The organism is Amycolatopsis sp. NPDC051045 (assembly GCF_040682955.1).
GTDB lineage: Bacteria > Actinomycetota > Actinomycetes > Mycobacteriales > Pseudonocardiaceae > Amycolatopsis.
Window position 1 is genome coordinate 489,993 of the sequence record NZ_JBFBCC010000005.1, and the last position, 11,949, is coordinate 501,941.

Annotated in this window: 11 protein-coding genes; 6 read left to right on the forward strand and 5 right to left on the reverse strand. The window is 71.7% G+C overall.

The features are described from left to right. Positions 1 to 229 precede the first annotated feature (229 nt). From AB0M80_RS16205 to AB0M80_RS16215, 3 genes are all read left to right on the forward strand, one after another. On the forward strand, positions 230 to 1,075 hold the full coding sequence (locus AB0M80_RS16205) for a PspA/IM30 family protein (RefSeq protein ID WP_364564692.1): 846 nt from the start codon (positions 230 to 232) through the stop codon (positions 1,073 to 1,075). Between the two features lie 29 nt (positions 1,076 to 1,104). Continuing rightward, entirely contained in the window at positions 1,105 to 2,094 is a 990-nt protein-coding gene (locus AB0M80_RS16210) for a hypothetical protein (protein WP_364564694.1), read from the forward strand. 477 nt (positions 2,095 to 2,571) lie between these two features. After that, positions 2,572 to 4,014, forward strand: a complete 1,443-nt coding sequence (locus AB0M80_RS16215) for an amidase family protein (protein WP_364564697.1) — start codon at positions 2,572 to 2,574, stop codon at positions 4,012 to 4,014. Here AB0M80_RS16215 and AB0M80_RS16220 read toward each other — a convergent pair. The 5 genes from AB0M80_RS16220 to AB0M80_RS16240 form a co-directional block, all read right to left on the reverse strand. After that, on the reverse strand, positions 3,986 to 5,023 hold the full coding sequence (locus AB0M80_RS16220) for a quinone-dependent dihydroorotate dehydrogenase (protein WP_364564699.1): 1,038 nt from the start codon (positions 5,021 to 5,023) through the stop codon (positions 3,986 to 3,988). The two genes, AB0M80_RS16215 and AB0M80_RS16220, sit on opposite strands and share 29 nt — an antisense overlap. A gap of 66 nt (positions 5,024 to 5,089) precedes the next feature. After that, complete coding sequence (locus tag AB0M80_RS16225) at positions 5,090 to 5,650, reverse strand: GNAT family protein (protein ID WP_364564702.1); 561 nt, start codon at positions 5,648 to 5,650, stop codon at positions 5,090 to 5,092. 396 nt (positions 5,651 to 6,046) lie between these two features. Continuing rightward, a complete protein-coding gene (gene add / locus AB0M80_RS16230; RefSeq protein ID WP_364564703.1) occupies positions 6,047 to 7,078 on the reverse strand; it encodes an adenosine deaminase in 1,032 nt (343 codons plus the stop codon). 122 nt (positions 7,079 to 7,200) lie between these two features. Next, positions 7,201 to 8,010 carry a DNA-formamidopyrimidine glycosylase family protein gene (locus tag AB0M80_RS16235; protein WP_364564705.1) on the reverse strand — a complete coding sequence of 270 codons (810 nt, stop codon included), beginning with the start codon at positions 8,008 to 8,010 and terminating at the stop codon, positions 7,201 to 7,203. A 3-nt stretch (positions 8,011 to 8,013) separates the two neighbouring features. Next, positions 8,014 to 8,907 (reverse strand): ParA family protein, encoded by an 894-nt coding sequence (locus AB0M80_RS16240; RefSeq protein ID WP_364564708.1) that lies wholly within the window; start codon positions 8,905 to 8,907, stop codon positions 8,014 to 8,016. A gap of 140 nt (positions 8,908 to 9,047) precedes the next feature. Here AB0M80_RS16240 and AB0M80_RS16245 point away from each other — a divergent pair, with 140 nt between their 5' ends. From AB0M80_RS16245 to AB0M80_RS16255, 3 genes are all read left to right on the forward strand, one after another. Next, the gene (locus tag AB0M80_RS16245; protein ID WP_364564711.1) at positions 9,048 to 9,773 is read left to right on the forward strand and encodes a methyltransferase domain-containing protein; all 726 of its coding nucleotides are present in this window, start codon (positions 9,048 to 9,050) and stop codon (positions 9,771 to 9,773) included. Positions 9,774 to 9,867: 94 nt separating this feature from the next. Next, a complete protein-coding gene (gene dinB, locus AB0M80_RS16250) occupies positions 9,868 to 11,082 on the forward strand; it encodes a DNA polymerase IV (protein WP_364564793.1) in 1,215 nt (404 codons plus the stop codon). A 298-nt stretch (positions 11,083 to 11,380) separates the two neighbouring features. Next, on the forward strand, positions 11,381 to 11,785 hold the full coding sequence (locus tag AB0M80_RS16255) for a DUF3040 domain-containing protein (RefSeq protein ID WP_364564714.1): 405 nt from the start codon (positions 11,381 to 11,383) through the stop codon (positions 11,783 to 11,785). Positions 11,786 to 11,949 lie beyond the last annotated feature (164 nt).

The window sequence follows — 11,949 nt, forward strand, 5'->3', positions numbered from 1 at the left end:
ACCACGATTTCGGCCGACGGCCCCGGGCAACCCGCCCGGGGCCGTCGGCGTTACCTCCAGGGGTGATCAGGGACGAACCCTGAAATCCCCCGGGGTCGCCTGGAATGGACGTGGCCGACCTGACACGATGGAACCCGACGCCGGGGTCGGTGCGTTGCAAGTGCAGGGGAGCGACGCCCCACCCCGAGATCGCAAAGGCCCGTGGGACGCAAGAAGGCAGGCGGAGGAGATGGCCAACCCGTTCGTGAAGTTCTGGAAGTACATGATGGCGGCGTTCTCGTCGAAGATCGACGAGCACGCCGACCCGAAGGTACAGATCCAGCAGGCCATCGAGGAGGCGCAGCGCAACCACCAGGCGCTGACGCAGCAGGCCGCCTCCGTGATCGGCAATCAGCGGCAGCTGGAGATGAAGCTCAACCGGCAACTCGGCGAGGTCGAGAAGCTGCAGGCCTCCACCCGGCAGGCGCTCGTCCTCGCGGACGAAGCCCGCAACAAGGGTGACGAGCAGAAGGCCGTCGAGTTCGAGAACGCCGCGGAGAGCTTCGCGACGCAGCTCGTCACGGCCGAGCAGAGCATCGAGGACCTGAAGACGCTGCACGACCAGTCGCTGCAGGCCGCGGCCCAGGCCAAGAAGGCCGTGGAGCGCAACTCGCAGATGCTGCAGCAGAAGCTGGCCGAGCGCACCAAGCTGCTCTCGCAGCTGGAGCAGGCGAAGATGCAGGAGCAGGTCTCCGCTTCGCTGAACCAGATGAGCCAGCTGGCCGCGCCGGGCAACACGCCGTCGCTGGAAGAGGTCCGCGACAAGATCGAGAAGCGCTACACCACGGCGCTGGGCTCGGCGGAGCTGGCGCAGAACTCGGTCCAGGGGCGCATGATGGAGGTCCAGGCCTCCACCACGCAGCTGGCCGGGCACTCGCGGCTCGAGCAGATCCGCTCGTCGATGCGCGGCGATTCGGTCGCCCAGGTCACCGACGGCGGCAAGACGGCCCAGACGCCGGCGAGCAGCAGCTCGGCCGACATCCAGCGTGAGATCCAGTCGCGCGTGCAGGCCGAGCAGGGCAAGAACCCGGCCTGACACGGGCCACCGTTCGAAGGGGGCGAGCAATGGCGCAGCAGGGCAGACGGCGTGACTTCGGCGAGCTGAGCGCGAAGCTGGAGAAGCACATCGAGAAGCTGCCCGACTACGCCGTGCGCGCCCAGGAGAAGCTCCAGAAGGTGCAGAAGTACTTCCCGCCGGCCGACCAGGCCGGCGGGAAGCCCGCACCCCCGCGCCGTCCGAACCCGCTGCAGCGGCCGCCCGTCCGCCGGCCCGACGTGACGACGTCGCTGACGTCCATGGCGAGCCAGGTCCCGGCGTTCGCCGAGGCCCGGGCCAAGTGGGACCGCTGGAACCACCCGGCGGCGAAGCTGGAGCGCCGCAAGCGCCGGACGTCCCGCGCGTTGACGTTGTGGATCCTGCTGACGATCCTGTGCGGCGTCCTCACCCTGGCGGCCGGGATGGGCTGGATCAGCGCCGCGGGGGCGCCGATGATGCCGCAGGCGATCGCGGCGTTCGCCGGGGCCGTCGTGTTCGGCACGTTCAGCGTCCGCTCCGGCCTCAAGCTGCGCGAACTGAAGCGCACCCCGATCCCGGCGGCGCCGGCCGGACCGCCGCCGCTGCCACCCGCCCGGTCGGCGGCCCGCGAGCCGATGGAACGGCTCGCCGAGTGCGAGGCCTCGCTGACCGAGCTGCTGCGCCAGCTCTCGGTGCCGTCCTCGGTGGGGACGACACCGGTCTCGGAGGTGTCCGTCGCGGACGCCCGGCAGACCTCGGCCGAAGCGGCGGCCGCCTTGCGCGGCTTGGCGGCCCGCATCCAGGCGATCGAGCGCGGCCGTGATTCGGCGCCCGCGCGCGAGCAGGCGGCCCTGCACGCGGCGGTCGCCAAGCTCCGCGAACAGCTCGACGACGGCCTCGAGGGCTACCGCGGCCTGGTAGCGGCCGCGGGCCACACGGTCGCCGCCGCCGGCGACGGCCTGGTGACGTCCAAGCAGGCCCTCACCGACGCAACGGACCACCTGGCCGGCCTGGCCATGGCCCTCCGCGAACTCTCCTGACCCGGTCAGGCATCACTGCGATGCCCCGCTGAGCCAAACCCGCGTGATTCGGGCCGGATCCCGCGTGATTGAAGCCGTATCTCGTGACTTCCGCCTCCAGTCACGCGAGTTACGGCTCTGATCACGCGAGTTGCGTCGGCAATCACGCGAGCTCCGGCTTCGATCACGCGGGTTGAGGCTTTCTGCCGCCATTCGGATCTGAAACTCGGCCGTTCGGGTGCCGCCATCCGGGGGCATGGGGAGTTGGTCACTGCGCGTGCGTGATCGTGCGTTTCGCCGCGGCGTCGCGCCCTGTTCACCTCTCGGTGCCGAAACCCGCACGTAATCGGAAACCTCTGGCGACGGAAACGTCCGCGATCTAACGTTTCTGTCATGCATGCAGAGGTGTCACTCGCCGGGAGGCCCGCCGTGCACTGAGGTTCGCCGGCGCCGACCGTACACAGTGGACTTTCTCGACCGCCGAGGAAAGGACGCCCCGTGAACACGCTCCCGCCGGACCCGGACCCCGTGCCGACCACCCCGCCCACCGCCTCCCAGCGCGTCATCGCGGCCTTCGAACGCCTCACCGAGACCGGCCGCCCGGAACTCTGGACCACCCTCCGCGCCGTCGAAGACGTCCTGGTCGACGCCAAGGCCGTCGACGAACGCGTCAAGGCGGGGGAGGACCTCCCGCTGGCCGGCACGGTCCTCGCCGTCCAGGACCTGATCGACGTCGCGAAGCAGCCGTCCGGGCGCCGCGTCCCGGAAACCAGCGCCACCGTCGTCGCGCGGCTCACCTCGGCCGGCGCCGTCGTGCTCGGCAAGACGGGGGCCGGTCCGCTCGCCGCGGCCTGGGACCGCACCAAGGTCGGCGGCAGCGGCGCGGCGGTCGCCGTCGCGCTCGGCATCGTCGACTTGGCGCTGAGCACCGGCGGCGCGGTCCCGGCGGCGCTGAACGCCGTCGCCGCCGTGAAGCCGACGCGCGGACTGCTGCCCGCCACGGGCGTCCGGGCGAACGACGGCATCTCCGTGTACGCGAACGGCCTGATCACCGCCCGGGACGCCCTCGCCCTGATGACCGGCCCCGACGGCGCCGACCCGGCCACGCGCCCCTGGCCCGCCGACGTCCGCCTCGGCGCGGGCGAGCACCCGCGGATCGCGTTCCCGGCCGACCTTCTCCTGGGCGAAGCAGCGAGCCTCGCGTTCAAGAGCGTCCTCGCCCGGCTGACGGCGTCGGGAGCCGTGCTCCACCCGATCGCCCTCCCGGCGCAGGTCCCGGCCGGTTTCGACGCCCTCCTCCTGCCCACCGTGCCCGACCACCCCGAACTCGCCGACGCCCTGGCCGACCCGGCCGGCGTGGGCCACCGCCTGGCCTCCTGCACGGCCTTCGCGAACCTCCTCGACCTGGCCGCGGTCACCGTCCCGGTGCTGCCCGGCGACCGCCGCCCGTTCGGCGTCACCTTCCTGACGCGGGCGTTCGAGGACCAGATCGCCCTGGACCTCGCGACCGTCTGCACGGATGAGCCGATGACGCCCTACCCGGAGCCGGGCGAAGACGTCGTCGTGTTCGGCGCGCACCTGCGCGGACAGCCGCTCAACACCGACCTCACCGCACTCGGCGCCCGGTTCACCGGGCCGGTCCGGACCACCGAGCGCTACCGGATGGTGCTCCTGGACACCGAACCGCCGCAGCCGGGCGTCCTCGACGGCGGCACCGGCCTCGACGGCGAGCGTTGGCGGCTGTCCCCGGCCGCTTTCGACCGCTTCGCCGCCACGCTGAAGGCGCCGTTCGTGCTGGAGCGCGTCGAGCTGGAGGACGGCACCACCCCGCCGGCGGTGCGGTGCGACCCGGCCGCGGCGGGGCCTGGTCTGGAGCGCTACGAGTCCTGGCGCGGCTACGTGCGCTTCGTGTCTACTGCCGGGCCGCGAGACCCCGGCTGACCCGGCGCACCAGCCCCGGCCCGTGCAGCGCGAAGCCCGTGTAGAGCTGCACGAGCGACGCGCCGGCGTCGACGAGCCGGAGCGCGTCGTCCGGGCCCATGATCCCGCCGACCCCGATGATCGGCAGGCGCCCGCCGGTGTGGTCGTGCACGAACCGCACGACCTCGGCCGCGCGGGTGGTCAGTGGCCGGCCGGACAGCCCTCCCGCCTGTCCGGCCAGGCCGCTTTCCGCGGGGGCGATGCCGTCGCGCGCCAAGGTCGTGTTCGTCGCGATGATCCCGGCGACGCCGTGTTCGAGCGCGACCTCCAGCAGCTCGGCCAGCGCGTCGTCGGTCAGGTCGGGGGCGACCTTGACCAGCACCGGCGTCGGCGTACCGCTCCCGGCGAGCTCGAGCGACGTCGAGCGCAGCTCGCCCAGCAGTTCGGCGAGCGCGGTGCGGTCCTGCAGCTGCCGCAGCCCGGGCGTGTTCGGCGAGCTGACGTTGATCGCGAAGTAGTCCGCGTACGGGTACAGCGCGCGCAGCGAGAACCGGTAGTCCTCGACGGCGTCCTCGAGCGGTGTCACCTTCGACTTGCCGATGCTGATCCCCAGCGGGATGCCCGGTTTCCCGTCGCGCGCGAGCTTGGCGGACAGGGCTTCCGCGCCGTCGTTGTTGAAACCCATGCGGTTGATCACCGCGTCGCTGGCGGGGAGGCTGAACAGCCGCGGCTTCGGGTTGCCCGGCTGCGCCAGCCGCGTCACCGTGCCGGCTTCGACGAACCCGAAGCCCAGCGCGGCCCACGCGGGCAGCGCGCGGCCGTTCTTGTCCATCCCGGCGGCCAGGCCGACGCGGTTGGGGAACCGCAGGCCCAGCACGGTCACCGGGTCGTCGACGCGGAACGCCCCGCCCAGCGCGGGCGCGGCCTTGCCCAGCCGGGCCAGGACGCCGATCGTGCGCTCGTGCACCAGCTCGGGGTCGTGGTGGGACAGCCGGTACAGCGCCGGGCGGACGATCTTGTCGAAGAACACGCCCCTATGCTGCCAAATCGCCCGGGACGCGCGACCGGAGCGTCGCTTTCACGTGAAAGCGGCCACTCAGTCGCGGTCCTTCCACTCGTCCTCGAGCATCGCGTAGATCAGCTCGTCGGTCCACTCGCCCTTGACGATCTCGTTTTCCTTGAGGTGCGCTTCCCGGCGCATGCCGAGGCGTTCCATCAGCGCGGCCGACGCGGTGTTCCGGCCGTCGCAGCGGCCGATGATGCGGTGCAGCCCCAGATCCTCGAAACCCAGCCGCAGCAGCTCCGTGGTCGCCTCGGCGGCCAGGCCCTTGCCGTGGTGGTCCGGGTGGAAGACGAACCCGATTTCACCCTGCCGGTGCTCGCTGCTGAGCCACTCCAGGTTCAGGTCGCCGATCAGCTGTCCCGTCGCGGCCAGTTCGACCGCCACGGCCAGGAACTGCCCTTCCTTCGTCAACGTCGAGCTGTGCACCCGTTTGGCGAGCGCCGCGGCCGATTCGGCGCGGCTGCGCGGGCCCCAGTACAGGTAGCGGGCGACGTCGGCGCGGGATTGGAAGGAGTTCAGCGCGTCGAGGTCCCCGGGCGTGAACGGGCGCAGGAGCAGGCGTGCCGTGGTGATCGGGTAGTCCGGCCTGAGCATGCTTTCAGGCTAGCGAGCATCAGCCGTCCGGGGGACGGAACAGCGAAACGCTGATCGCCGGGCGGTCGTCCGGCGACGCCGGGTGGCATGACCTGCACAGATGAGGGAAATAAAGGGACCCCCGGGGGTGCTCTCAGACGCCGTCAAACGCCTGAGCCCGAGCCGGACTGGTGCTCGGAAACCCCGGGGGCACGGTGACTGCCTGGTATTCGCTATCAGGCACCACGTGAAGCAGGCGATGAGCCGAAGGTGGCTCGGTTGTATCGCTGCTCAAAGTCCTCCACGTACCATCCGCTAGCGGACAGTCACCTCACGAGTCCTGTTGGAATACAACTTAGGACCACCTCCTTTCTCGTGTACTTCCACGCTAGGCGAAGTTCGGGGGGTCCGGCAACGTCATTTTCGAGAAGCCACAGCGGTGATCTCGCTCCGGAGGACTGCTTTGCGCGCTTCGTCGAGGAAGGACGCGTCGACGGCGTTCTCCGCCAGCCGGGCCAGTTCGGCCGCGGTGAGGCCCAGCGTCTCGGCGACGGCGACGTACTCGCCGGTGAGCGTGGCGCCGAACATCGGCGGGTCGTCGGTGTTGAGCGTCACGACGACGCCGTGGTCGAGCATCCGCCGCACGGGGTGCGCGGCGATGGTCGCGACCTGGCCGGTCCGCACGTTCGAGGTGGGGCACACTTCGAGCGGGATCCGGTGTGCCGCAAGGTGGTCCAGCAACGCCGGGTCGGCGGTGCAGCTGGTGCCGTGGCCGATCCGCTCGGCGCCGAGGTCGTGCAGCGCGGACCAGATCGTGGCCGGGCCGGTGGTTTCCCCGGCGTGCGGGACGCTGTGCAGCCCGGCTTCCCGTGCTCGTGTGAAGAACGGCTCGAACTGCGCCCGTCCGACCCCCAGTTCGGGTCCGGCGAGCCCGAAGGACACCAGGCCCCCGGGACGTTCGCGCAACGCGAACACGAGCGTCTCCCGCCCGGCCTGCACGCCCTTTTCGCCCGGAATGTCGAAGCACCAGGCCAGTTCCACGCCCAGTTCGGCGGCGCGGGCCCGGCCGGTTTCGAGCCCGGTCAGCAGGTCGTCGCCGGACACGCCGTCGAGCAGGTGGTTGTACGGCGTCACGGTGACTTCGGCGTAGCGGCAGTTGTGCGCGGCGAGGTCCGCGGCCAGGCCGGTCACCAGGGTGTGGATGTCGTGGCGGTCGCGGACGAGCGAGGTGACCGCGAGGTAGACGGTGAGGAAGTGGGCGAAGTCGCGGAAGGTGAAGAACTCCGCGAGCTCCCGCTCGTCCGTGGGGACGCCGGCCCCCGGACGGCGCCGGGCGAGTTCGAGCACGGTCGGCAGGCTCGCCGAGCCGACCAGGTGGACGTGCAGTTCGACCTTGGGCAGGGCGTGCGCGAACGCGCGCAGCGCCTGCCCGGTCAGGATTCCGGGCATGACTGAGCTCCCTGGGAGGTGTGGGGTGACGGGCGGGAACGCGGGCGGCTCAGGGAGCGAGGTCGCCGCGTTCGGTGTCGGTCCCGTAGAGCGGGAGCTTGAACGTCGTCACGTGCGCGAGCTTACTGCTCCGGGTACGGACCCGCCTGGTCTTTCGGGCAGAACCACGTCGGCCGCTGCCGGACGTCGTGGCCCTGCGTGCGCACCAGGAGCCGGCCGCCGCAGCGGAAGCAGCCCTGGCGGGTGCGCTCGTACACCCAGTTCTTGCGGTTGCGGTCGAGGTGGCCGGTGGTGCTCTGGTCGAAGCGGCCGGCGGTGGCGTTGGCCAGCAGCAGCTTGCGGGCCAGCGCCACCGTGCGTCCGGCGTCCACTTCGGACACTGGCGTCCACGGGGTCACGCCCAGCAGGAAGGAGATTTCGCACTTGTAGAGGTTCCCGACGCCCGCCATCACGCGCTGGTCGAGCAGGGCGAGGCCGAGCTCGCGGGCCGGATCGGCCGCCAGGGCCGCGGTGGCCAGGGCCGCGTGCTCGTCCGTCCACTGTGGATCAAGCAGGTCCGGGCCGAGGTGGGCGACGAGGTCGTGTTCCTTGCTCGTCGCCACGAGTTTGAGGTCGTGGACGCGGAAACCGATCACCTGGACGTCGGCGGCGGTCAGCACCACGCGCGCGTGGTGGCCGGGCCGGCGCCACTTCGCGCCGGCCGGGTAGACGTCCCACATGCCGTCCATCATCAGGTGCGAATGCAGGGTCAGGTCGCCGGAGAAGCGGGTGAACAGGTGCTTGCCCACCGTCCCGACACCAAGCACCTCGCGGCCGGAGAGGTCCACAGTGGCCAGTTGGGGCACCCGGAACTCCCCGCGCAGCAACGTTTTCCCCGTCATCGCCCTGGCGAAGCGCTTTCCGACCAGGAACACGGTGTCACCTTCGGGCACGGCTCACCCCGCGGATTCGGACACCTCGGCCGGGGCCTCGGGAGTCTCCGGGGCCGGGCCTTCGGGCCAGTCCGGGCCCTCGGCGTCCTCGGCGGCGATGCGGTGCCGGCCCGCCCGGTTGGAGCGCAGGACCTTCGCCAGCACCATGTTGAACGTCAGCGCGATTTCCTGGGCGCCGGGCGAGTGCCACTCGTGGATCGGGCTGCACGCTCCCTGGGCCTGCTGCACCGCGAGCCGGTCGGTGATCGCCGTCGGCATCACCAGTGAGCCGAAGTTCTCGCGCAGCTCGGCGATCCGGAACTGGTGCTCGTAGGAGCGCGCGCGCAGCTTGTTGACCAGGACGCCGATCGGGCGCAGGTCCGGGTTGAGCTCCTTGCGGATCTTCTCGATCGCTTCCAGGGCGCGTTGCGCGCCGGCGACGGCGTACATCGTCGGCTCGGTCACGATGAGCGCGCTGTCCGCGGCGACCAGCGCCGACTTCGTCAGGCGGCCCAGCGACGGCGGGCAGTCGAGGACCACCAGCTCGTACGGCGTTTCGCGCAGCGGCGCGCGGTGCAGCTCGTCCAGCGCGCGCGAGAAGTTCGCCAGGCGCTCGCTGCCGGCGTCCGGGTCGTTGAGCAGCTCGAGCTCTTCGGTGCCGACGAGGACGTCGACGTCCTCGCTCCAGACGCTCGGGGCGATCGCGCGTTCCAGCATCTCGCGGGTGGGGGTCTCGAGCACGTCCGCGAGGGTGGCGTCGGTGAAGGGCGGGTCGAGCGACGTGGTGGCGTTGCCCTGCGGGTCGAGGTCCACCACCAGCGTCCGCGTGCCCCTACGCAAGGCGGCGGACGCGATACCGAGAGCGACCGTCGTCTTGCCGACGCCTCCCTTGAGGCTGAGTACGGCGACCGTGTGCACGACGACCAGCCTACGGGTGCGCGCGAGGGGCGCCGCCGGGCAAGGGGCCGCGATCGTCGTCACTCCTGGTGCCACCGGGTGTGTTCACCCGAAGGGAGGAGCCGGGGAGGCGGGCGGGGCCGGGCATTACCCTGTGCGGCATGAAGACGGAGACCGTGGCCGCCCGGGGTTCGGGCGCCGTTCGCCGGGTGCTCGAGGCCGAGCTCAAGGCCGCCCGCGCCCGGGGCGTCGAGCACCCCCGCGTCGTCGACGTGGGCGGCGGCAGCGGGGGCTGGGCGGTGCCGTTCGCGGCGGCGGGCTGCCGGGTGACGGTCGTCGAGCCGAGCCCGAACGCGCTGGCCACGCTGCAGCGCCGGGCCGAGGAAGAGGGCGTCTCGGAGCTGATCACGGTGATCGCCGACGACTCCGACGCGCTGGGCAGGCACGTCCCGGCCGGTTCGGCCGATCTGGTGCTGGCGCACGGGCTGCTGGAGATCGTCGACGACCCGGCCGCGGTGCTCACCGCGCTCGCGACGGCGGTCGCCCCCGGCGGCGCGGTGTCGGTACTGGTGGCCAACCGCCACGCGGCGGTGCTCCACCGCGCGCTGGCAGGCCGGGTCGGCGAGGCCCGGCGGCTGCTCGAGAGCGTGAACGGCACCGCCCCGGGCGACACGGTGCTGCGCCGCTTCGATGCCGAAGGGCTGCGCGCCCAGCTGGTGGCGGCGGGCCTGGACGTGACCCTCCTGCAGGGCGACCGGGTGATCACCGACCTGGTCACCGGCGACGTCCGGGAGGACGAACTGGCGGAGTTCGAACGGGCGGCGGCGGGCACGCCGGCGCTGCGGGACATCGCGGGCCGGCTGCACGCGGTGGCGCGTCCCGCCTGAGGGGTTTCCGCCTTGGCGCCCCGGTTCGCCGAAACTGTCGGTGGTGCCCGGTAGCGTCCCGGGCGTGGGGCGAAATGCTGAGTTGCCGGGCGGCATGGGCCGGTTCCGGGTCCGGCCGGGAGAGCCGGTGCCGGACGACACCGGGTGCGGGATGTTGCACGTCGACATGGACGCGTTCTTCGTGTCGGTCGAGCTGCGGACCCGGCCCGAGCTGGCGGACCAGCCGGTCGTGGTGTCCGGGGGCGGGCCGCGGGCCGTCGTGGCCGCGGCGAACTACCCGGCGCGGAAGTTCGGCGTGCGCTCGGCGATGCCGTTCTCGACGGCGAAGCGGCTGTGCCCGCACCTGATCAACATCCCGCCGACGTCCGGGCTCTACGGGGAGGTCTCCCGCGGCGTCATGGGCATTTTCCGCGAGCTGACGCCCCTGGTCGAACCCCTCAGCCTCGACGAGGCCTTCCTGGACGTCAGCGGGGCGTTGCGGCGCCTGGGCGCGACGCCGGCTTCGCTGGGCGCCGAGATCCGTTCGCGGGTTGCCGCGGAGCACGGGATCGCCTGCTCGGTGGGGGTGGCGAAGGTCAAGTTCGTCGCGAAGCTGGCGTCGGGCATGGCGAAGCCGGACGGCATGGTCGTCGTGCCCGCGGCGGAGACCCTGGCGTTCCTGCATCCGCTGCCGGTGTCGGCGCTGTGGGGCGTCGGCGCGCGGACCGAAGAACAGCTGCGGCGGCTGGGGCTGGACACGATCGCCGACGTCGCCGCGTTCCCGCCGGAGCGGCTGAAGAAGTCGTTGGGGACCGCGATCGGCGAGCACCTGTACCGGCTCGCGCACGGCGTGGACGAGCGGTCGGTGGTGGTCGACTCGCCGGAGAAGTCGATCGGCGCGGAGCACACCTTCGACGTCGACCGGCACGACCGGGCCGAGCTGGGGCTGGAACTGCTGCGGCTGGCCTCGCGCGTGGGTGCGACGCTGCGGGCGCGGGGCGTGCGGGGCCGGACGGTCTCGATCAAGGTGCGGTTCGCCGACTTCCGCACGATCACCCGGGCCCGCACGCTGGTCTCGGCGACGGACGTGGCGCGCGAGATCCACGCGGTCGCCGTGGCGCTGCTCACCGAGCACGCACCGACCGGGGCGGTGCGGCTGATCGGCGTCCGCGTCGAAGGGCTCGACACGGGGGAGTCGGGGGAGCAGCTGGTGTTCGACTCGCCGGCTCCGCGCTGGCGGGACGCCGAAGTGGCGGCCGACGTGGCGCGGTCGAAGTTCGGCTCCGCGGCGGTGCGGCCGGCGTCGTTGCTGGGGCCGCGGGAGGGGTGATCGACGGCGGCCGGCCTCTCGTCCCGGGCGGCCGGGCACGGCCTGTGATCTTCGGCTCGGCGGCGTTCGCCCACAACGACGTGGAAGCTGCAAAAAGGTCACGATCGGCGACGGTAACGGTCCGCAACGCCCTTCGGGCGGGATTTAGCCCAATTCGATCCCTTCTGGATGCGGGATCGGGTAGTCGTGCGGCCGCGGGCCTCGTATCCTGGACAGTGCCACCCCGCCTGGGGTTGGCTGTTGGGTCCAGGACGTTGCGCGGCCCGGCGCCCGCGACAGCTGTGCCGGAGGAGGAAAGATGCCACTCTCCGAGCATGAGCAGCGGCTGCTCGATCAAATCGAGCGCGAGCTCTATGCCGAGGACCCCAAGTTCGCATCCACGGTGCGTGGCACCCGGTTGCGTCGCCCCGCTCGCCGACGGCGTATTCAGGGCATCGCCCTGTTCGTAGTGGGCGTGGCCCTGCTGGTGCTGGGCGTGGTGGTGCCGCAGTTCCGGGTGGCCGACATCCCGCTGATCAGCGTGCTCGGGTTCCTCGTGATGTTCTTCGGAGTCATGTTGGCCGTCACATCGATTCGGCACGGCGCCGACGGGGACGGCAAGGGCGGTGGATCAGGCGCCCGCGGTGGCAAGCCATCGGGCCGCCGGAGTTCCTTCACCCAGAGGATGGAGGAGCGCTTCCGCCAGCGCTTCGAAGAGCAGTAGCGCCGCAAGACGACGAGATCCGCGTCCCACCGCACGGGGGACGCGGATCTTTTTGTGTGCTCATCCACCCCGCCCACGCGCGCTCCGCAGCGATCACACCAGGTGACCCCCACCCGGGTGAGCCATCTCGCGTGCCTGAAGGGACGACACGCGTGCCTGAAGGG